The 20,628-nt window shown below is 59.4% G+C and carries 20 protein-coding genes; 14 read left to right on the top strand and 6 right to left on the bottom strand.

Going from position 1 to position 20,628, the window contains the following annotated elements:
• Nucleotides 1–17: 17 nt before the first annotated feature.
• The 8 genes from rpmJ to bfr all read left to right on the top strand — a co-directional run bounded on the left by rpmJ (nucleotide 18) and on the right by bfr (nucleotide 5,437).
• Nucleotides 18–134, top strand: a complete 117-nt coding sequence (rpmJ, locus tag PspR76_RS27445; protein WP_002555468.1) for a 50S ribosomal protein L36 — start codon at nucleotides 18–20, stop codon at nucleotides 132–134.
• Between the two features lie 129 nt (nucleotides 135–263).
• The gene (gene rpsM, locus PspR76_RS27440) at nucleotides 264–620 is read left to right on the top strand and encodes a 30S ribosomal protein S13 (RefSeq protein WP_024077676.1); all 357 of its coding nucleotides are present in this window, start codon (nucleotides 264–266) and stop codon (nucleotides 618–620) included.
• A 30-nt stretch (nucleotides 621–650) separates the two neighbouring features.
• Nucleotides 651–1,040 carry a 30S ribosomal protein S11 gene (rpsK, locus tag PspR76_RS27435; protein WP_002555466.1) on the top strand — a complete coding sequence of 130 codons (390 nt, stop codon included), beginning with the start codon at nucleotides 651–653 and terminating at the stop codon, nucleotides 1,038–1,040.
• 18 nt (nucleotides 1,041–1,058) lie between these two features.
• Complete coding sequence (rpsD, locus tag PspR76_RS27430) at nucleotides 1,059–1,679, top strand: 30S ribosomal protein S4 (RefSeq protein ID WP_003210056.1); 621 nt, start codon at nucleotides 1,059–1,061, stop codon at nucleotides 1,677–1,679.
• Nucleotides 1,680–1,701: 22 nt separating this feature from the next.
• A complete protein-coding gene (locus PspR76_RS27425; RefSeq protein ID WP_003176403.1) occupies nucleotides 1,702–2,703 on the top strand; it encodes a DNA-directed RNA polymerase subunit alpha in 1,002 nt (333 codons plus the stop codon).
• A 41-nt stretch (nucleotides 2,704–2,744) separates the two neighbouring features.
• Nucleotides 2,745–3,131 carry a 50S ribosomal protein L17 gene (gene rplQ / locus PspR76_RS27420; protein ID WP_159960296.1) on the top strand — a complete coding sequence of 129 codons (387 nt, stop codon included), beginning with the start codon at nucleotides 2,745–2,747 and terminating at the stop codon, nucleotides 3,129–3,131.
• 246 nt (nucleotides 3,132–3,377) lie between these two features.
• Nucleotides 3,378–4,817, top strand: a complete 1,440-nt coding sequence (locus tag PspR76_RS27415; RefSeq protein ID WP_237235700.1) for a catalase — start codon at nucleotides 3,378–3,380, stop codon at nucleotides 4,815–4,817.
• Between the two features lie 155 nt (nucleotides 4,818–4,972).
• Nucleotides 4,973–5,437 (top strand): bacterioferritin, encoded by a 465-nt coding sequence (gene bfr / locus PspR76_RS27410; protein WP_015886133.1) that lies wholly within the window; start codon nucleotides 4,973–4,975, stop codon nucleotides 5,435–5,437.
• Nucleotides 5,438–5,502: 65 nt separating this feature from the next.
• On the opposite strand, the gene uvrA is transcribed toward bfr, so the two are convergent.
• Nucleotides 5,503–8,337 carry an excinuclease ABC subunit UvrA gene (gene uvrA, locus PspR76_RS27405; protein ID WP_159960292.1) on the bottom strand — a complete coding sequence of 945 codons (2,835 nt, stop codon included), beginning with the start codon at nucleotides 8,335–8,337 and terminating at the stop codon, nucleotides 5,503–5,505.
• A 178-nt stretch (nucleotides 8,338–8,515) separates the two neighbouring features.
• Between uvrA and PspR76_RS27400 the strand changes: the two genes are divergently transcribed.
• Nucleotides 8,516–9,910, top strand: a complete 1,395-nt coding sequence (locus PspR76_RS27400; protein WP_159960290.1) for an MFS transporter — start codon at nucleotides 8,516–8,518, stop codon at nucleotides 9,908–9,910.
• A gap of 9 nt (nucleotides 9,911–9,919) precedes the next feature.
• Entirely contained in the window at nucleotides 9,920–10,447 is a 528-nt protein-coding gene (locus tag PspR76_RS27395) for a single-stranded DNA-binding protein (RefSeq protein ID WP_010467282.1), read from the top strand.
• Between the two features lie 67 nt (nucleotides 10,448–10,514).
• Here PspR76_RS27395 and PspR76_RS27390 read toward each other — a convergent pair whose 3' ends face one another.
• Nucleotides 10,515–11,423 carry a LysR family transcriptional regulator gene (locus PspR76_RS27390; protein WP_159960288.1) on the bottom strand — a complete coding sequence of 303 codons (909 nt, stop codon included), beginning with the start codon at nucleotides 11,421–11,423 and terminating at the stop codon, nucleotides 10,515–10,517.
• A 115-nt stretch (nucleotides 11,424–11,538) separates the two neighbouring features.
• Between PspR76_RS27390 and tam the strand changes: the two genes are divergently transcribed.
• Nucleotides 11,539–12,300 (top strand): trans-aconitate 2-methyltransferase, encoded by a 762-nt coding sequence (gene tam, locus PspR76_RS27385; protein ID WP_159960286.1) that lies wholly within the window; start codon nucleotides 11,539–11,541, stop codon nucleotides 12,298–12,300.
• A gap of 21 nt (nucleotides 12,301–12,321) precedes the next feature.
• Here tam and PspR76_RS27380 read toward each other — a convergent pair whose 3' ends face one another.
• Nucleotides 12,322–12,882, bottom strand: a complete 561-nt coding sequence (locus tag PspR76_RS27380; RefSeq protein ID WP_159960284.1) for a cysteine hydrolase family protein — start codon at nucleotides 12,880–12,882, stop codon at nucleotides 12,322–12,324.
• 239 nt (nucleotides 12,883–13,121) lie between these two features.
• On the opposite strand from PspR76_RS27380, the gene PspR76_RS27375 reads away from it, so the two are divergent.
• Together PspR76_RS27375 and PspR76_RS27370 are read left to right on the top strand one after the other, a co-directional pair.
• A complete protein-coding gene (locus PspR76_RS27375; RefSeq protein ID WP_159960282.1) occupies nucleotides 13,122–14,231 on the top strand; it encodes a DUF3182 family protein in 1,110 nt (369 codons plus the stop codon).
• Nucleotides 14,221–14,976: an alpha/beta hydrolase family protein gene (locus PspR76_RS27370; RefSeq protein WP_159960280.1), complete on the top strand. Its 756-nt coding sequence runs from the start codon at nucleotides 14,221–14,223 to the stop codon at nucleotides 14,974–14,976. The genes PspR76_RS27375 and PspR76_RS27370 overlap by 11 nt, the downstream gene beginning before the upstream one ends.
• Nucleotides 14,977–15,088: 112 nt before the next feature.
• Here PspR76_RS27370 and PspR76_RS27365 read toward each other — a convergent pair whose 3' ends face one another.
• The 3 genes from PspR76_RS27365 to PspR76_RS27355 are packed head-to-tail and all read right to left on the bottom strand — an operon-like array spanning nucleotide 15,089 to nucleotide 18,070.
• The gene (locus PspR76_RS27365; protein WP_159960278.1) at nucleotides 15,089–16,045 is read right to left on the bottom strand and encodes a lysylphosphatidylglycerol synthase domain-containing protein; all 957 of its coding nucleotides are present in this window, start codon (nucleotides 16,043–16,045) and stop codon (nucleotides 15,089–15,091) included.
• On the bottom strand, nucleotides 16,035–17,297 hold the full coding sequence (gene clsB / locus PspR76_RS27360; protein ID WP_159960276.1) for a cardiolipin synthase ClsB: 1,263 nt from the start codon (nucleotides 17,295–17,297) through the stop codon (nucleotides 16,035–16,037). Before clsB ends, PspR76_RS27365 begins: the two co-directional genes overlap by 11 nt.
• Nucleotides 17,294–18,070: an endonuclease/exonuclease/phosphatase family protein gene (locus PspR76_RS27355; RefSeq protein WP_159960274.1), complete on the bottom strand. Its 777-nt coding sequence runs from the start codon at nucleotides 18,068–18,070 to the stop codon at nucleotides 17,294–17,296. The genes clsB and PspR76_RS27355 overlap by 4 nt, the downstream gene beginning before the upstream one ends.
• A gap of 368 nt (nucleotides 18,071–18,438) precedes the next feature.
• Here PspR76_RS27355 and PspR76_RS27350 point away from each other — a divergent pair, with 368 nt between their 5' ends.
• Complete coding sequence (locus PspR76_RS27350; protein ID WP_159960272.1) at nucleotides 18,439–20,547, top strand: mechanosensitive ion channel family protein; 2,109 nt, start codon at nucleotides 18,439–18,441, stop codon at nucleotides 20,545–20,547.
• Nucleotides 20,548–20,628 lie beyond the last annotated feature (81 nt).

The following is a 20,628-nucleotide window of genomic DNA, read 5'->3' as shown; positions in this document are numbered from 1 at the left end:
GGTTCGAGGAGTTGGTGATGAAAGTTCGTGCATCGGTGAAAAAGCTGTGCCGTAACTGCAAGATTATTCGCCGCGAAGGTGTTGTTCGAGTAATTTGCAGCGCGGAACCGCGTCACAAACAGCGCCAAGGCTGAGTGTGATCCGCTTGAAGCCCGGCAGCTAGTGCGCTGCCGGGTTGATTATTTGTTATTACAGCGATATTATCTCGCGCCCTATTTCTTGGCTTCCGGGGCGTAGGTAGCTGTCAATTGGAGTCCCACTGAATGGCCCGTATTGCAGGCGTTAACATTCCAGATAACAAGCACACTGTTATCTCGCTGACCTACATCTATGGTGTTGGTCGCACTACTGCGCAGAAAATTTGCGCAGTTGCTGGGGTAAACCCAGCCGCTAAGATCAAGGATCTGAGCGACGAGCAGATTGAATTGCTGCGTGGCGAAGTGGCGAAGTTCACCACTGAAGGTGACCTGCGTCGCGAAATCAACATGAAAATCAAGCGTTTGATGGACCTCGGTTGCTATCGCGGTCTGCGTCATCGTCGTGGTCTTCCAGTGCGCGGTCAGCGTACCAAGACTAACGCGCGTACCCGTAAAGGTCCGCGTAAGCCGATCCGCAAGTAATCGCCCCAGCGAATCGACAGGAAAATTATCATGGCAAAACCTGCTGCTCGTCCTCGTAAAAAAGTTAAAAAGACAGTGGTTGATGGCATCGCCCACATCCATGCTTCTTTTAACAACACCATCGTGACCATCACCGACCGTCAAGGTAACGCTCTGTCTTGGGCTACCTCTGGTGGTTCGGGTTTCCGCGGTTCCCGCAAGTCCACGCCGTTTGCTGCTCAAGTAGCTGCTGAACGTGCTGGTCAAGCTGCGCTGGAATACGGCCTGAAAAACCTCGACGTTAACGTCAAAGGTCCAGGTCCAGGTCGTGAGTCTGCTGTCCGTGCTTTGAACGGCTGTGGCTATAAGATCGCCAGCATCACCGACGTGACGCCAATCCCGCACAACGGGTGCCGTCCGCCGAAGAAGCGCCGCGTGTAATCCAGGAGATTGTAAAGAATGGCTCGTTACATTGGTCCAAAATGCAAACTCGCTCGTCGCGAAGGCACCGATCTCTTCCTGAAGAGCGGCGTGCGCGCGATCGAATCGAAGTGCAACATTGAAGCAGCACCTGGTATCCACGGCCAACGCCGCGGTCGCCAGTCCGATTACGGCACCCAACTGCGTGAAAAGCAGAAGGTCCGTCGTATCTACGGCGTTCTCGAGCGTCAGTTCAGCGGCTACTACAAAGAAGCTGCTGGCAAAAAAGGTGCAACCGGTGAAAACCTGCTGCAACTGCTCGAATGCCGTCTGGACAACGTTGTATACCGTATGGGCTTTGGTTCGACTCGTGCCGAATCCCGTCAGCTGGTATCGCACAAATCCGTCAGCGTAAACGGCCAAACCGTTAACGTACCGTCTTACCAGGTTCGTGCTGGTGACGTAGTCGCGATTCGCGAGAAAGCAAAAAACCAACTTCGCATTGTCCAAGCTCTCGATCTGTGTGCCCAACGTGGCCGCGTAGAATGGGTAGAAGTAGACACTGAGAAGAAGTCGGGCGTTTTCAAGAACGTTCCTGCTCGCAGTGATCTGTCCGCCGACATCAACGAAAGCCTGATTGTCGAGCTCTACTCCAAGTAAGGGCTAGAAAATAGGTGCATCCATGCAGATTTCGGTAAATGAGTTCCTGACACCCCGCCACATTGATGTGCAGGTTGTCAGTCCAACCCGCGCCAAGATCACTCTCGAGCCTCTCGAGCGTGGTTTTGGCCACACCCTGGGCAACGCGCTGCGCCGCATCCTGTTGTCCTCAATGCCCGGCTGTGCAGTAGTCGAGGCCGAGATTGACGGTGTGCTCCACGAGTACAGCGCCATCGAAGGTGTACAGGAAGACGTAATTGAAATCCTGTTGAACCTTAAAGGTCTGGCTATCAAGCTGCACGGCCGTGACGAAGTTACGCTGACCTTGTCGAAGAAGGGTTCGGGGGTGGTTACCGCTGCCGATATTCAGCTGGATCATGATGTCGAGATCGTTAACCCCGATCACGTAATCGCTAACCTGGCGTCTAACGGCGCCCTGAACATGAAGCTCACTGTAGCTCGTGGTCGTGGTTATGAACCGGCCGACTCGCGTCAGAGCGATGAAGACGAAAGCCGCAGCATTGGTCGCTTGCAGCTTGACTCTTCGTTCAGCCCGGTTCGCCGTATCGCATACGTGGTGGAAAACGCCCGTGTCGAGCAGCGTACTAACCTGGACAAGCTGGTTATTGATCTGGAAACCAACGGTACTCTGGATCCTGAAGAGGCTATCCGCCGCGCTGCAACCATTCTGCAACAGCAGTTGGCTGCGTTCGTCGACCTCAAAGGTGACAGCGAACCAGTGGTAATCGAGCAGGAAGACGAGATCGATCCGATCCTGCTTCGCCCGGTTGACGATCTGGAACTGACTGTACGTTCGGCTAACTGCCTTAAGGCGGAAAACATTTACTACATCGGCGACCTGATTCAGCGTACCGAAGTAGAACTGTTGAAGACTCCGAACCTGGGCAAGAAATCCTTGACTGAAATCAAGGACGTTCTGGCCTCCCGCGGTCTGTCCCTCGGCATGCGCCTCGACAACTGGCCGCCTGCAAGTCTTAAGAAGGACGACAAGGCGACTGCCTGATCGTCGTAATCACCGAACGTGAGTTTGGTAAGGAATGAACCATGCGTCATCGTAAAAGTGGTCGTCACCTGAGCCGTACCAGCTCGCACCGCAAGGCCATGTTTCAAAACATGGCGGTGTCGCTGTTCGAGCACGAGCTGATCAAAACTACACTGCCGAAAGCTAAAGAACTGCGTCGCGTTGCTGAGCCGCTGATCACTTTGGCCAAGACAGACAGCCTGGCTAACCGCCGTCTGGCTTTCGACCGTACTCGTTCGAAAGCTACCGTTGGTAAGCTCTTCAACGACCTGGGCAAGCGTTACGCTACCCGTGAGGGTGGCTACCTGCGCATCCTCAAGTGCGGTTTCCGCGCTGGCGACAACGCGCCTATGGCGTACGTCGAGTTGGTTGATCGTGCTACTGCCGGCGAAGCTGTAAGCGCCGAGTAAGACGACAGTCTGCAACAGAGAACCGGGCCTAGTGCCCGGTTTTTTGTGGGCGGTCGAAAACCGGCTATATTTCTCACGTCACTGCCGGTTCTCTAATAAACCCGCCGCTATCCGTTGAGGTTCTGTGTTAGTTATTTTCTATCAAAGTCCATGATTTAATGCATTTGATGGTGTCATCTTGATGGTCAATACTCCCTCCAAGCCGATTAGCCGGCAGTTCCTAGTCTGACCTGAGGAAGATTGAGCATGAGTAATATCCTTACTACCGCCAGCGGTGCCCCCGTTGCGGATAACCAGAACTCCCGTACTGCCGGTCCGCGTGGCCCGTTGCTCCTCGATGACTTTCACCTGATCGAAAAGCTTGCGCACTTCAACCGTGAAAACATTCCTGAGCGTCGCGTACACGCCAAGGGTTCGGGCGCTCACGGTAAATTCACCGTAACCCGGGACATCACCCAGTACACCAGTGCGAAGCTGTTCGAATCCGTTGGTAAAGAAACACCTACTTTCCTTCGATTCTCCACCGTTGGCGGCGAGCGAGGCTCGGCGGATACCGCGCGTGACCCGCGTGGCTTTGCTTTGAAGTTCTATACCGAAGAAGGTAACTGGGACATCGTTGGCAACAACACGCCAGTGTTCTTCATCCGCGACCCGCTGAAGTTCCCCGACTTCATTCACACCCAAAAGCGGTTGCCGCAAACGAATCTGAAAAGTGCACAGATGGTATGGGATTTCTGGTCGCTCTCTCCTGAGGCGTTGCACCAGATCACCATCCTGTTCTCGGATCGCGGCACTCCAGACGGTTACCGCCATATGCACGGCTTCGGGAGTCATACCTATAGCCTGATCAATGCTAGAGGCGAGCGCCATTGGGTCAAATGGCACTACAAAACCAAGCAAGGTATCAAGAACCTGACGCCTGAAGAGGCGACTCGCATTGCCGGCACTGATCCTGATTATGCTCAGCGTGACCTGTTCAACGCTATCGAGCGGGGCGACTTTCCCAAGTGGAGCGTCAACATTCAGGTCATGACCGAAGCCGAGGCTGAAGCTCACTACGAAAACCCGTTTGACGTGACCAAAACCTGGTCACAGCAGGAGTTTCCGCTGATCGAGGTTGGCGAGCTCGTGCTGGACCGTAATCCGGTGAATTACTTTGCTGAAGTCGAGCAGGCATGCTTTGGCCCAAGCAACATGGTTCCGGGTGTTGGTCTCTCGCCGGACCGCATGCTTCAAGGCCGCGTTTTCGCTTATGCGGATGCTCACCGTTATCGTGTTGGCACCAACCACCAGCAGTTGCCGGTCAATGCTCCCTTGAGCCCGGTTAATAACAATCAGCGTGACGGTTCGATGTCCCTTGGTTTCGGAGGTGCGTCTCCTAACTATGAACCAAACAGCGTCGCTGGTACGCCACAACAGGCGCCTCAATACGCTGAGCCACCTCTGGCACTCAATGGTGCGGCGAATCGCTACGATCAGCGTGAAGACACCGACTACTACAGTCACGCAGGTGCGCTATTCCGTTTGATGGATGCCGGGCAAAAGGCCCTGCTGATCAACAACATTGCCGGGGCTATGGATGGCGTGAGCAGGGATGTGGTTCAGCGCCAGCTGCAGCACTTCTTCAAAGCCGACCCCGATTACGGCCAAGGCATTGCAACGGCGCTGGGCGTAACGCTTAGCTGACTCTAAACGAGAAGCAGAACCGCCCTCATTTGGGCGGTTTTTGCGTTATTTCCGCTACTTTTCTCAGAAAATCTTCGCTTTTCTGCCGTTGGTCTCGTGACCTCCGGGTCATGATGGTTCAAACTACAGACTTTCAAGCAGGGAGATGTAGGGCGATGCAAGGTCACCCCGACGTAATCGATTACCTCAACACGTTGCTGACGGGCGAACTGGCAGCTCGTGACCAATATTTCATCCATTCGCGTATGTACGAAGACTGGGGCTTTACTGAGCTCTACGAACGTATCAACCACGAAATGGAAGAAGAGGCACAGCACGCCGACGCGCTGATGCGCCGTATTCTTATGCTCGAAGGCACGCCACGCATGCGTCCCGACGACCTGGATGTGGGCACCACGGTGCCTGACATGCTCGCAGCCGATCTTCGCCTCGAGTACAAGGTGCGTGCCGCGCTCTGCAAGGGCATCGAGCTCTGCGAGCAGCACAACGACTATGTCACCCGCGAAATCCTCCGGGTGCAGTTGAATGACACCGAAGAAGATCACACCTACTGGCTGGAAAAGCAGTTGGGCCTGATCAAGCTGGTTGGTCTGGAGAATTACCTGCAATCGCAGTTCTGATTCCCGGCTACAAAAAAGCCCCTGTCACCGCAAAGTGACAGGGGCTTTTTCATGAGCCCGATAAATCAGGCTTTATCGCGTGCCAACAACGGTTTCAAGTAGTAACCGGTATGCGACTGCGGCATTTCCGAGACCTGCTCCGGTGTGCCCACCGCAATGATCTGGCCTCCTTTGGAACCGCCTTCCGGCCCCAGGTCCACCAGCCAATCGGCAGTCTTGATCACATCCAGGTTGTGCTCAATCACCACCACTGTGTTGCCGTGGTCGCGCAGGCGGTGCAGCACGTCGAGCAATTGCTGGATATCCGCAAAGTGCAGACCCGTGGTCGGCTCATCGAGGATATACAGGGTCTTGCCGGTATCTCGCTTGGACAGCTCACGAGACAACTTCACCCGCTGCGCCTCGCCGCCGGACAAGGTAGTCGCCGATTGCCCCAGCTTGATGTACGACAGGCCCACATCCATCAGCGTTTGCAGCTTGCGCGCCAACGCTGGAACCGCGTCAAAGAACACCCGTGCTTCCTCGATGGTCATTTCGAGGGTTTCGTGGATGCTCTTGCCCTTGTACTTGATCTCCAGGGTTTCGCGGTTATAGCGCTTGCTCTTGCACACATCGCACGGCACGTAGATGTCCGGCAAAAAGTGCATCTCAACCTTGATCAGGCCATCGCCCTGGCACGCTTCGCAGCGCCCGCCCTTAACGTTGAACGAGAACCGGCCAGGCCCATAACCCCGCGAGCGGGACTCCGGTACGCCGGCGAACAGTTCGCGAATCGGCGTGAACAACCCGGTATAGGTCGCCGGGTTGGAGCGCGGCGTACGGCCAATCGGGCTTTGGTCGATGTCGACGACTTTGTCCAGATGCTCAAGGCCCTTGATGCTGTCGTGCGCAGCCGCTTCCAGGGTTGTCGCGCCGTTCAAGGCGGTGGCGCTCAGTGGGAACAGCGTGTTGTTGATCAGCGTCGACTTGCCCGAACCGGATACACCGGTCACACAGGTCAATAAACCCAGTGGGATTTCCAGGTCGACATTGCGCAAGTTGTTGCCGCGCGCGCCCTTGAGGTGCAGCGCCAGCTTCTTGTTGCGTGGCGTACGCTTGGCCGGCACTTCAATCTTCACGCGGCCGGACAGGTACTTACCGGTCAACGAGTCCGGGTGCGCCATGACCTCGGCAGGCGTGCCCTCGGCAACAATATGCCCACCGTGCACACCCGCACCCGGGCCAATGTCGACCACATAATCCGCCAGGCGAATCGCATCTTCATCGTGCTCAACCACGATCACCGTGTTGCCGATATCCCGCAGGTGCTTCAGCGTTCCCAGCAGGCGGTCGTTGTCTCGCTGGTGCAAGCCAATCGACGGTTCATCGAGGATGTACAATACGCCCACGAGGCCGGCACCAATTTGGCTGGCCAAACGGATCCGCTGGGCTTCACCACCCGAGAGGGTGTCGGCGCTGCGATCCAGCGACAGATAATCCAGGCCAACGTTAACCAGGAATTGCAGGCGCTCACGGATTTCCTTGAGGATCTTGTCGGCAATTTCCCCACGGCGCCCGGTCAGCTTGAGCACACCAAAGTACTCACACGCATCGCCGATCGGCAGGTTGGTCACTGCCGGCAGTGTCTTCTCGCCCACCCACACATGACGTGCTTCACGACGCAGACGAGTGCCCCGGCAATCCGGGCAAGGCTGAGTGCTGAGGAACTTGGCCAGCTCTTCGCGCACGCTCGCCGACTCGGTCTCGCGGTAGCGACGCTCCAGGTTCGGCACGATACCTTCGAACGGGTGCGAACGTTTGACGATATCGCCACGGTCGTTCAGGTATTTGAAGTCGACGTTCTGCGAGCCGCTGCCGTGCAGGATGACTTTTTGCTGCTCGACCGGCAGTTGGTTGAACGGCACTTCCAGGCTGAATTTATAGTGCGATGCCAGCGACCCCAACATCTGGAAGTAGTAGACATTGCGCCTGTCCCAGCCGCGTATCGCACCTTCCGCCAGGGTCAGGTCACCGTTGACCAGACGCTTGATGTCAAAGAACTGCTTAACCCCCAGGCCATCACAGGTCGGGCAGGCGCCAGCCGGGTTGTTGAAGGAAAACAGCTTGGGTTCCAGCTCGCTGATTGCGTGACCACAGATTGGGCAGGCAAAACGCGCGGAGAAGATGATTTCTTCGCCCGGCTCGTCGTCCATCGGTGCGACCAGTGCAATACCGTCCGCCAGCTTCAGCGCGGTCTCGAACGACTCGGCCAAACGCTGTTGCAAATCGGCGCGGACCTTGAAGCGGTCGACCACCACATCAATGGAGTGCTTTTTCTGCTTGTCGAGCTTCGGCGCTTCATCCAGTTCATAGAGCTTGCCGTTGATACGTGCGCGCACAAAACCTTGCGCACGCAGCTCTTCAAAAACCGAAAGATGTTCGCCTTTACGCTCTCGAATCACCGGCGCCAGCAGCATCAGCTTGGCGCCTTCCGGCTGGGCCAGCACCAGGTCGACCATCTGGCTGACGGTCTGGGCTTCCAGGGGAATATCGTGGTCCGGGCAGCGCGGAATACCCACGCGCGCATACAGCAAGCGCAGGTAGTCGTAGATTTCGGTAATGGTGCCCACGGTGGAGCGTGGGTTGTGGGACGTCGACTTCTGCTCGATGGAGATCGCCGGCGACAGGCCTTCAATGGTGTCGACGTCGGGCTTTTCCATCATCGACAGGAATTGCCGGGCATAGGCCGACAGCGATTCCACATAGCGACGCTGACCTTCGGCATACAGCGTGTCGAACGCCAGGGACGATTTGCCGGAGCCGGACAGGCCGGTGATGACGATCAGTTTGTCCCGGGGCAGGGTCAGGTCGATGTTCTTCAGGTTGTGGGTTCTAGCCCCACGAATCAGGATCTTGTCCAAGATGGCCTCGCACGGCGGGCGTAAATAATGCAGGAGTATACGGCTAAAGACTGGATGAATATACACTGTCAAAGTGCCGGGTGCAGCCTTACATGAAAGCTGCGCGGCAAAGCGCCGCATATACCCTCTCAATCGATGGGACTGGTAGAATCGCCGCCGGTTCACACGAGGTTTTTCCATGCACGATCCCCACAGCGAACGCATGAGTAGCGGCGAGACCCGAGCGGCAAGCGGTCTGGCCCTGGTGTTCGCCTTCCGTATGCTTGGCATGTTTATGGTGTTGCCGGTGCTGGCGACCTATGGAATGGATCTCGCAGGCGCAACCCCCGCATTGATCGGCCTGGCGATTGGCGCCTATGGCCTGACCCAGGCGCTGTTTCAGATTCCGTTCGGGATCATTTCCGATCGCATTGGCCGTCGGCCGGTGATTTACCTCGGGCTCATCGTGTTCGCCCTCGGCAGTGTCCTCGCGGCACAGTCAGACTCGATCTGGGGCGTAATCGCCGGGCGGGTCCTGCAGGGCGCCGGTGCGATTTCCGCCGCCGTCATGGCGCTGCTCTCGGACCTGACCCGCGAGCAACATCGCACCAAGGCCATGGCCATGATCGGCATGACCATCGGCCTGTCGTTTGCGGTGGCCATGGTGGTCGGCCCATTGCTGACACGCGCCTTTGGCTTGCACGGGCTGTTCCTCGCCACGGGCGGCATGGCATTGTTCGGGATCGTGATCGTGGCGTTCATGGTGCCGCGTTCCACCGGCACGCTGCAGCACCGTGAGTCCGGCGTGGCACGCAAGGCATTGTTGCCGACGCTCAAGCATCCGGACCTGCTGCGCCTGGATTTAGGTATCTTCGTGTTGCACGCCATGCTGATGTGCTGCTTCGTTGCCTTGCCTCTGGCGCTGGTCGAAAAAGCCGGCCTGCCCAAGGAGCAGCACTGGTGGGTCTACCTCACCGCCTTGTTGATCTCGTTCTTCGCCATGATCCCGTTCATCATCTACGGCGAGAAGAAACGCAAAATGAAACGAGTTTTGCTCGGCGCCGTCGCGACGCTGATGCTCACTGAGCTATTCTTCTGGCAGTTCGGCGACAGCCTGCGGGCGCTGGTAATCGGTACGGTGGTGTTCTTTACCGCGTTCAACCTGCTGGAGGCCTCGTTGCCTTCGCTGATCAGTAAAGTTTCACCCGCCGGTGGCAAGGGCACGGCGATGGGGGTGTATTCCACCAGCCAGTTCCTGGGTTCTGCGCTGGGCGGCATCATGGGCGGCTGGATGTTCCAGCATGGCGGTTTGTCGGTTGTGTTCCTCGGATGCGCCGGGCTGGCTGCACTTTGGCTGGCCTTTGCTGTTACCATGCGCGAACCTCCCTACGTCACAAGCCTGCGTTTGCCGCTATCGCCTGAGGCGATCCGTGAAAGCGGTCTGGTAGAGCGCCTGAAGGCCGTCGTTGGGGTAACAGATGCAGTTGTGGTCGCTGAAGAGGCGGCCATTTACATCAAATTGGACACCGAATTATTGGATCGCGCGACGCTCGAGCAACTGGTCAACCCAGTGCCGACAGCGCGCCCAGCCTAGGAGAACGTTATGGCCCGTGGGGTTAACAAAGTCATATTGGTCGGTACATGCGGCCAGGATCCCGAAGTTCGCTACTTGCCTAACGGTAACGCCGTGACCAACCTGAGTCTGGCGACCAGCGAACAGTGGACCGACAAGCAAACCGGCCAGAAGGTCGAGAAAACCGAATGGCACCGCGTGTCGATGTTCGGCAAGGTCGCAGAGATCGCCGGTGAATACCTGCGCAAAGGTTCGCAGGTTTACATCGAAGGCAAACTGCAAACCCGCGAGTGGGAAAAAGACGGCATCAAGCGTTACACCACTGAAATCGTGGTCGACATGCAAGGCACCATGCAACTGCTCGGCGGCCGTCCACAACAGGGCGACCAACAAGGCGGCGGCAACAACTACCAGCAGTCCGCTCCGGCCCCACGCCAGCAGGCTCCGCGCCCGCAGCAGTCGGCACCGCAACAGTCGCGCCAGGCGCCGCCTCCACAACAGGCCGCACCACAGCCGGCTCCGGATTTCGACAGCTTTGATGACGATATCCCGTTCTAAGGTCCAGCACCCGGAACGCACAAAACCCCCGATGGCCCAGGCCTCGGGGGTTTTTTATTGCCGATGATCAGGCCTCTGCCGCAGCCGCTGCCACCACCATCTCCTTGAAACGCCGCAAAACCGCCGAGCCGTCACCGACCCGCGTCGCCAAATGCAACGGTGCCACCAGGCTGCGACACTCGGTCAGTTCGCGATAAACGATGCCGTCCCCACGCAGCCTTTGCATCGACGCTGGCACAATGGACACCCCAAGTCCCGCCGCCACCAGGCTCAATGTCGCGGTCATGCGTGGCGCTTCCTGAACCACCTGCGGGCTGAACCCTGCTTCACGGCAGGCCACCAGAATCGCGTCATACAAACCCAGCCCTACGCGGCGGCGATACAGGACAAACGCTTCAGTCGCCAACGCGGCCAAGGGCAGGGGCGATTGCGCGTCGATGGCCAGCGGATGATCGGTAGGCAGCGCCAGCAGCATCGGCTCCACCAAAATAGGCTGGTCTTGCAATGACTGAGAGCCGCTGAGCGGCGAGCGGATAAACGCCGCGTCGAGCTTTTCATGCACCAGCGCGTCCAACAGCTCGCCAGTGCCCGCTTCTTCCAGCACCACCGAAACGCCGACAAAGGTTTCGCGAAACAGCCGCAACACGCTGGGCACGAACGGGTGCAGCGCGGCGGAGCTGGTGAAGCCGATCGCCAAGCGGCCGCGCTCACCGCGAGCGGCACGGCGCACCACGTCGGTTACCCCTTCAACCTGGGCGAGAATGTTGCGGGCCTCGTCCAACAAGGCCAGCCCGGCGGTGGTCGGGCGCACGCCACGGGGCAGGCGCTCCATCAACATCACGCCCAGTTCGGCTTCAAGGCTTTGCAGCAGCCGGGTCAGCGGCGGTTGCTGCATCCCTAAGCGCTCTGCCGCGCGGGTGATATAGCCTTCTTCGGCAATCGCAATGAAGGCTTTGAGCTGGCGAAATTCCAACATAAGAGTTCCAACATAAGGATACTTTCAAGGTATGGGAGGTCACCAATCCTGGCATTTGTTCTCATGGCTCACAAGATTTAGGCTGTGGCCAACCTCAACAAGAAGGAACGCCGCGATGACCTGGTCAGCCAAGCAGTACACGATGTTTGAACAGCAGCGCACACGCCCCGTCCGTGACCTGGTCGCGGCCATTCCCACTACCGATGTGCGCAGCGCCGTCGACCTGGGCTGCGGCCCTGGCAATTCCACCGAGGTATTGGCCGAGCGTTTTCCTCAGGCGCACGTCACCGGCCTGGACAGCTCCGACGACATGCTGGTGGATGCGCGCAAGCGGCTACCGGCGCTGAGCTTTGAATTAGCGGATATCGGTGCCTGGAGTCCGGCACAAAAATTCGACGTGATTCTGGCCAACGCCTCCCTGCAATGGTTGCCGGACCACGCCACGCTGTATCCGCACTTGGTCAACCAACTGGCACCTGGCGGCACGCTGGCCGTGCAAACCCCGGACAACCTCGACGAACCTGCCCACCGCCTGGCCCGCGAAGTGGCTGCCGAAGGCCCATGGTCGGCGAAGATCGGCGCGGTGAAACACAATGAGCGCCACACCGCGAGTTACTACTACGAGCTGCTGAGCAAACACTGCAGCACCGTCGACGTATGGCGCACTACCTATCAGCATCCCCTGGCGGATTCCGCGGCGGTGGTGGAGTGGTTCAAGGCGTCGGCGTTGCGGCCCTTTCTTGCGCCGTTGACCGACAGTGAAAAAGCCGCCTTCCTACAGGAATACCAGGCGCGTATCACCCAGGCTTACCCAGCGCTGGGCGATGGCACGGTGTTGCTGCCATTCCCCCGCCTATTCATCATCGCTACTCGCTGACACCTGGCAGACAAGTGGCGGTCATGCCGCCGCTTGTGCCTTCAAGTATTCATCCGTCGACACCACACCCGCATAACCGAAGGCCAAGGAAGCCATAAAGGCCCCATGCACCTGCTCCGCCGGGATCACCTGCCCATTGAATTCCAGATCCCGCGTGGCGCACGCGTCATGCAGCACCGTAACCTTGTAGCCCAGGTCCGCAGCGGCCCGCACCACGCCGTCGATGCACATATGGCTCATGCTGCCCACCACGACCACCTCGGTGATGGCGCGTTTTTCCAGCTCCGCTCGCAGATCAGTCCCGCGAAACGCATTCACGAAGTGTTTAAGCACCACCGGCTCATCCGCCTCATTCAGCACCTTGGCATGCAGATGCGCGCCCTCGGAGCCCGGCGTGAAGAACGGTGCATCGTCGGCGGTGAACTCATGGCGCACATGAATCACGGCATCACCGGCCTGACGAAAGGCTGCCAGCACTTGCGCGGCCTTGTCTGCCGCCGCTTCCACGCCGTCGAGTGGCCACTTGCCTTGGGGGAAATAGTCGTTCTGGATGTCGATCAGGATGAGCGCTTGCTTGGCCATGCGTGATGCCTCGTGGTCGGTGGGCTGGCTTCCAGCAGCTTAGCTGGCGCCAGGCGAGGGCCGTGTGAATCGTGCAGAACGCCGCGTGTTTAACCTAGTGTCGTGCAGAATCAAACAGGCCTACTGCCACTACTTTTTCAGTAACGGGTTGATTTAACAACCATCCTTTTTAGTCGTGCCTTGGCTTGATCCCTGCAACGGTCTATTCACACACATGGCAGGATAGCCAAGGGGGACGCATGACCCCGACTCAACGCAAGAAACTGGTGGTCGCCCACTCAACACGAGCAGGCGCACCGCAGCACGAAGTCGGCACCAACCTCGCGCTGGCGCGCTGGCTGGCGCAGATCTTGGGGCTCAAGTTCGGCGGCAGCCATGACCCGCAGAAACACGCCGACCGTGAGCTGTATCTGTTGCCCACGCAAACCCTGGTCGGCGCCGCCCAGGCGCTCCCGCTCAACGTCACAGGCCCGCACGACCTGTGGGGCGGTTATGTCGACCACGATTTCATCTGCACCAAAGCCATCACCCACGGCGTGCTCGGCCCTGAATCCACGGCGCCCGAAGGTTGGTCGCCGTTGTTCTGCGAGCGTGTGCGCAAAGTCGTGCTCGACGGCCTGAGTGTGTTCGCGCTGAAAGACGCGTTGCCCGCCGCCACGCGCTTGCTCTACAGCGGGCCGATCCGCCTGAAACCCGTGCATGCCTGCGCTGGCCGTGGGCAAGAAGTTATCCACAGTCTCGACGAATTCGAGGCGTTACTGGCGCGGCCTGAAGCGCAGCAGTTATTCGCCGAAGGCGTGGTGCTGGAGCAAGACCTGCACGAGGTGGTTACCCACAGCGTGGGCCAGAGTTTTATCGGCGATCACGTGTTCAGCTACTGCGGCGAGCAATACCTCACCCAGGACGGGCAGGGCGAAGACGTCTATGGCGGCTCCAACCTGCTGGTGGTGCCCGGCTACTACGAAGACCTGTTGAAGCTCGACCTGCCCGACGACGTACGTGAGGCCATTGAGCAAGCCCAGGTTTTCGACACGGCGGCCGATGAGGCCTACCCTGGTTTCTACGCCTCCCGGCGCAACTACGACATCGCCCAAGGCCTGGACAGTGAAGGCCAGCGCCGTAGCGGCGTACTCGAACAATCCTGGCGCCTGGGCGGGGCCAGCAGCGCGGAAGTCGCAGCGTTGCAGAGCTTTATCAACAACCCCGGCCTGCGCGCTATTCGCGTTTCATCGGTGGAAACCTACGTGGACCAACCGCTGCCGGCAGACGCCATTGAGGTGTATCGCGGCCCCGCAGAAAACAGCGACTTTCTTCTCAAGTACGTGACGGTTAAATCTTATGACGGCTAGAAGCGAAAGCATTGCGATCGATATCGACGACGAACAGATGAGCGGCACCTTCCTGAGCCCAAAATCCAAAGTCCCTGGCGTGTTGTTTGTGCACGGTTGGGGCGGTAGCCAGGAGCGCGACCTTGAGCGCGCCAAAGGCATCGCCGGGTTAGGCTGCGTGTGCCTGACCTTCGACCTGCGCGGCCATGCCGGCACCGGTATTCCGTTGTCCCGCGTCACCCGTGAAGACAATCTGCGCGACCTGCTGGCGGCGTATGACCGCTTGCTGTCGCACCCAGCCATCGACACCTCGGCGGTGACGGTAGTGGGCACCAGCTACGGCGGCTACCTGGCGGCGATTCTCACCTCATTGCGCCCGGTGCGCTGGCTGGCACTGCGCGTGCCAGCGCTGTATCGCGATCAGGAATGGCTCAAGCCCAAACGCGACTTGGACAAGGCCGACCTGATGGATTACCGCAGCACCCTGGTGCACGCCGAAACCAACCGCGCCCTGCATGCCTGCGCGAAATTCACCGGCGATGTGCTGATTGTCGAGTCGGAAACCGACGACCACGTGCCCCACGCCACGATCATGAGTTACCGCGCGGCGTGCCAGCAGACTCACTCCTTGACCCACCGCATCATCGACGGCGCCGACCACTCGTTGAGCGATCCGGTGTCGCAGCAGGCCTACACCTCAATCCTGGTGGACTGGATTACCGAGATGGTGGTGGGCGAGCGGTTGAGCATCATCCAGTCCCGTTGATGCAGTGCTCTTCAGGCCGCCTTCGCGAGCAAGCCCGCTCCCACCTTTGGAATGCATTTCAAAGGTGGGAGCGGGCTTGCTCGCGAAGGCGCCAGACCAATCGACATATCTCTCAGGCGGGTGTCTTCTTCACCCGCAACGCCTTGGCCTTAGCCTCCACCGCGAGGTACATCACCAACGCAATCACCAGCGGCAAAATAAAGTACACCGCCCGATAGGCAATCAACCCCGCCAGCAAACTCCCGCGCGACGCCTCATGCTGCAGCAAGCCAATAAACACCGCCTCCAACACCCCAAGCCCGGCTGGAATATGCGTCACCACACCGGCAATCGCGCTGATCAGCAACACCCCCAACACCAGCGGATAGTCCAACTTGGCCGGCAACAAGGTAAAAATCACCGCCGCCATCAACGACCAATTCAACGCGCCCAGAGCCAACTGCAAACACGCCATGCGCAACGACGGCAGATTGATCTCGATGCCCTTGATCGACCACGCACGCTTCTTTGAAAACCGGCACGCCGCCAGGTAGCCGAGGCTGGCCAACACCAGCACCACACCAATGCCCTGCAACGCCAAGGTGCTGACTTTCCAACCGGGCGGCATCGTCACCAGGCCGCTGCTGAACACCACGCCGGCCAGCGCCATGTAGCCAAACCAATTGGTCGCCAGGCTCAGCCCAAGAATCTTGGCGATGTTGCTGGTGCTCACGCCGAGCCGCGAATACAGGCGATAACGCATGGCAATCCCGCCGACCCACGCGCTGAGGTTGAGGTTGAACGCATAGCTGATGATCCCCACCGGCAGGATCTGCTTCCAGCGCAGCGGCTGGCGAATGTAGGTGCGGCCGATCAGATCGAAGCTGGCGTACACCAGAAAACTGCACAAGGTCAGCGCACCGGCGATCAACAGCGTGCGCAGCTTGAAGTCGCCCAGCGTCTGCAGCACTTCGCTCCAGTCGATGCGCCGCGCGAGCAAGGTGAACAGCACAATCAGCAACAGGAAGAAGGCGATGGTCAGCGGTTTCTTCCAGCGCTTGAATCGTGAACTGCCGGCTTCAGCGGTCATGGGCCTGGCTCTCGAAGGGTTTCAAGCGCGGCTTGTGTGCGGGCAGCCAGCCGGTCAGCGCGGGGAAATGGCGCATCACATGAAACACCAGGAAGCCCACGGTCAAACGCCATAACCACAGGCGCGGCTTGCGGTTTTCCGGCATGGTCTGGCAGTGGTTTTTGGCGAGCATTTCCAGGCGCTCGTAGAGCTGCTGATTGAACGCGCGGTCGCGAATCAGCACGTTGGCTTCCAGGTTCAGCGACAAGCTCAGCGGGTCCAGATTGCTTGAGCCCACCGTGCTCCAATCGTCATCCACCAACGCGACTTTGCCGTGCAGCGGGCGCTGGCAATACTCGTGAATCACCACGCCATCCTTGAGCAAATAATCGTAGAGCATGCGCGCCGCCAGCTTGGCCAGCAGCACATCGGGCTGGCCTTGCATGATCAGTTGCACGTGCACGCCACGGCGCGCGGCATTACGGATCTCGCGTAGCAGGCGGTAGCCGGGGAAGAAATAGGCGTTGGCAATCACCGCGCGTTTTTGCGCCTTGCTCAACGCGTGGATATACGCCTCTTCGATGTCGTCTCGGTGCTGCACGTTGTCGCGATAAATCAGGCGCACCAGGCCGTCGTCGTTCGCGGTCGTCCACAGCGAGGGCCGTTGCTGGCGCCGCCGCCAGCCGCGCCGGGTGCGAACCTGGCGACCACTTTGGGCGAGGGCGAAATGGTGCAAGTCCGCCACGGCCGGGCCGATGATTTGCACGGCGTAATCCTGCTTGGCTTCGGCGCCGAAATCGCCGAGGTGATCAGCCGAAAAGTTGATCCCGCCAATAAACGCCACCGTGGCGTCCACCACCACAATCTTGCGGTGCAGGCGACGAAACCAGTTGGTACGAATCCCCAACCTTTTTGACGCCGGGTCGAACATCTGCACCAGCACGCCAGCCTCCGCCAACTCGCCCAGAAAGGCCGGGCTCAGCTCGCCGCAGCCAAAGCCATCGAGGCTGACCACCACCTTCACGCCGCGCTGCGCCGCTTCGATCAAGATGCCTTTGAGTTCATGGCCGACCTTGTCTTCGAACAGAATAAAAGTCTCCAGCAGGATCTCCCGCTGCGCCCCACGCAGGGCCTCGAACACCTGGGGAAAGTACGCCTCGCCGTTCTCCAGCAGCTCCACTTGGTTACCGCTCTGCCAGCCGTAATCGACATCCCGCGCCTTGGCTTCGTCCGGCGGCTGATCAGTGGCGATGTGCTCTACTGCGACAGTCATAACTCGATCTCCACCGACAGCGGCACATGGTCGGACAGATGCGACCAGGGCCGAGTCGTCAGCACTTTGGGGTTATGAATCTTCAGGTTGCGCACGTAGATGCGGTCCAGCGGCAGTAGCGGCAAACGCGCCGGGAACGTGCGTGCGGGCTTGCCGTGGGCCTCGACGAAGACTTCCTTGAGGCCGCTGCGGCTCAGGTCGGCCTTCTGGCGCCAGTCGTTGAAGTCACCGGCCACCACCAGCGGCGCGTCGGCAGGAATCTCGCTGATACGCTGCTCCAGCAAACGCAATTGTTGCTGGCGATGCACCTCGCGCAGGCCCAAGTGCATGCAGATCGCATGCACCTCCTGGCCGCTGCCCGGCAGGCGCAACACACAATGCAGCAAGCCACGGCTTTCATGGCCGCTTTGCGAGATATCGAGGTTGTCGTAGCGCACGATCTGGAATTTCGACAGCAACGCATTGCCGTGGTCGCCATGCGGGTAGACCGCGTTGCGCCCATAGGCGAACTGCGGCCAGATGCTGTCGGCGAGGAACTCGTATTGCGGCATCTTCGGCCAGTCGCTGTAGCGCTGGGGATGGCGTTCGTGGGTGCCGTGGATTTCCTGCAGGAACACCATGTCGGCGCCCACACTGCGCACCGCTTCACGCAACTCAGGCAAGATGAAACGCCGGTTCAGCGCGGTGAAGCCCTTGTGGATATTCACCGTCAGCACGGTGAACCGCGTGATGGCCGTGGTGGGCGTGACGGGGATCAATTCCGGGTGGGTCATGACAACCCCCCGCGCCATTCGGAAATGCCCATATGAATCGCCGCCATGCTTGCTCCCGTGGATGTAGGGTCGGGTGACCTCCGTTTTGGGATGACTGCGGTTTTTGCCGGAAAGTTTCGCCGTTCCTACAGACGGTACACGGTCAGAAGTGTGGGAGCTGGCTTGCCTGCGATAGCGGTGGGCCCGGCTCCCACACTGGACAGATCGTTCCCACGCTCCGCGTGGGAATGCCTCCGGTGACGCTCCGCGTCACGCTTTTTAATGCGGACGCAGAGCGCCCAAGGCTGCATCCCCACGCAGAGCATGGGAACGATCAGCGCTTAAACCCGTCAGTTCCTTACAGACCCTGCTGATGGAGGCCCGGCGTTTTGCTGAATCTTAAGACTGCATTACTGCTTGGTGCGCTGCTGTTGTGTGGCAATGGCGCATTGCAAGCCGCAACCCCAGCGCCGGCTGAACCTGCCGCGCCGGCCAAGCCGGAGTTATTGGTGGAAGGCGGCCTGCTCGGCGCCATCAGTTCCAGCATCGACGATGTACAAGACAAGCTCGACCTCAACCAGAACCTGATCGACGCCTGGCGTTTGCGCGCCGATCGCGCGGCGGACGAAGTAGGGCGCCTGGTCGACCAGACCGCCGAACGTTCGCCATGGAGCGTGGCCGGCGACTTCCTGCTGCTGTCGGGTGTATGGGTGGGCGCCTTTGCGGTATTGACGTTGCTGGGGCGCTTTATCGTGCAGCGCTTGAGTCGCCGGCATTTCGTCGCACAGCGCAAACGCCTGCAAGCCGTGCTGGGCTATGTGGTGCCCTACACGATTCCGGCCATTATCTGTCTGCCATTGACCCTTTACGTCAGCCATTTTTTACCCACATCGGTAGGGCGTGCGCTGGCGCTGTGTTTTGCCTACGCCACCAGCAGCGGCATCTTTTCCACCTCGATGCTGTTGTGCGTCATCGTCATGTTCAACGTCGGCCACAAATGCCCGGCCGTGCAGATTATTCGTGACTACTGCCCAAAACCGCTGTTCCTGATCGGCTTCCTCGCCGCCCTCAGCGACGCGCTGACCAGCCCGCAAATCGCTCGCCAATTGGGCGGCAATATCACCAGCAGCATCGCGGTGTTCACCGGCCTGTTTGCAGCGGTGATTTTCGGTGTGCTGGTGGTGCGCCTGCGTCGCCCGGTGGCGCACCTGATCCGCAATCGGCCGCTGGCCCAGCGCCTCAAGCACCCGGCATTGCAGCAATCACTTCGGGTTTTTTCCGGGTTGTGGTACTGGCCGATTCTGTTGATGGTGCTGGTCTCGGCCATCAACCTGATCGGCGCTGGCGACGACAACCAGAAAGCCCTGCGTTGCGCGCTGTTCACCACCATTCTGCTGATCGGCACGGTGTTTCTCAGCACGGTGCTGCAACACCTGTTCAAGTCCCGCAGCCAGGTGGCGATCCAGCGCAGCAGCGCCTACAAGGAACGCTTCCTGAGCCTGCTGCACGCGATCTTGCGCATTGTCATGGCGGTCGCCTTTATCGAAATCCTCGGGCGTATCTGGGGCATATCGCTGTTCGAATTTGCCCAGCGCAACTCCGTGGGCCGGGCGATCAGCGATTCCCTCAGCAGCATCGGCCTGATCCTGTTGATGACCTGGCTGTTCTGGGTAGTGCTCGACACCGCGATCCAGGAAGCGCTGAAACCACCGGTGAATAAACGCTCCAGTCGCCAGCCGAGTACGCGGGTCAAAACCATCCTGCCGCTGCTGCGCAACGCGGTGAAGATCATCCTCGTGGTGATCTGCGCGATCACCACCATGGCCAACCTGGGCATCAACGTCGCACCGTTGCTGGCAGGTGCCGGTGTGGTCGGCCTGGCCATCGGTTTCGGCTCGCAGCAATTGGTGCAGGACGTGATCACCGGCCTGTTCATCATTATCGAGGACACGCTGTCGATCGGCGATTGGGTGGTGCTCGACTCCGGCCACGCCGGCACCGTCGAAGGCCTGACCATCCGCACCCTGCGCCTGCGCGACGGCAAGGGTTTTGTGCACTCGGTGCCGTTCGGGCAGATCAAGGCGGTCACCAACCAGTCGCGGCAATTCGCCTACGCATTCTTCTCGGTGCAGTTCACCTACGACACCGATGTGGACAAGGCCGTGGAGTTGATTCGCGAGGCTGGGCAATCGATCCGCGACGACGTGTTCCTCAAGTACAACCTGCAAGGGCCGCTGGAAGTATTTGGCGTCGACAAAATGGACCTCAACGGCGTGGTGCTCACGGCGCAATTCCGCACCGTGTCGGGCGGGCAATATGCGGTGAGTCGTGCGTTTAACCAGCGCCTGAAAAAGCTTGTGGATAACTGTGATGAGGTGCACTTCGCGCAAACTTATCCACAACAGGTTTGGCTGCCCAAGCGTACAGCGCAGGTGGATGAGCCGGATGAAGAGGCGCCGGTTTCGGTGGTGTTGACCGAGCAGCCGCGCACCCAGTGATTGAGGGTGGCCGGGCGGGCCTCATCGCGGGCAAGCCCGGCTCCCACAGAACCCCATCAACTGTGGGAGCTGGCTTGCCTG

Origin of the sequence: Pseudomonas sp. R76 (assembly GCF_009834565.1) — a bacterium.
GTDB lineage: Bacteria > Pseudomonadota > Gammaproteobacteria > Pseudomonadales > Pseudomonadaceae > Aquipseudomonas.
This window is presented reverse-complemented; position numbering and strand designations above follow the sequence as displayed.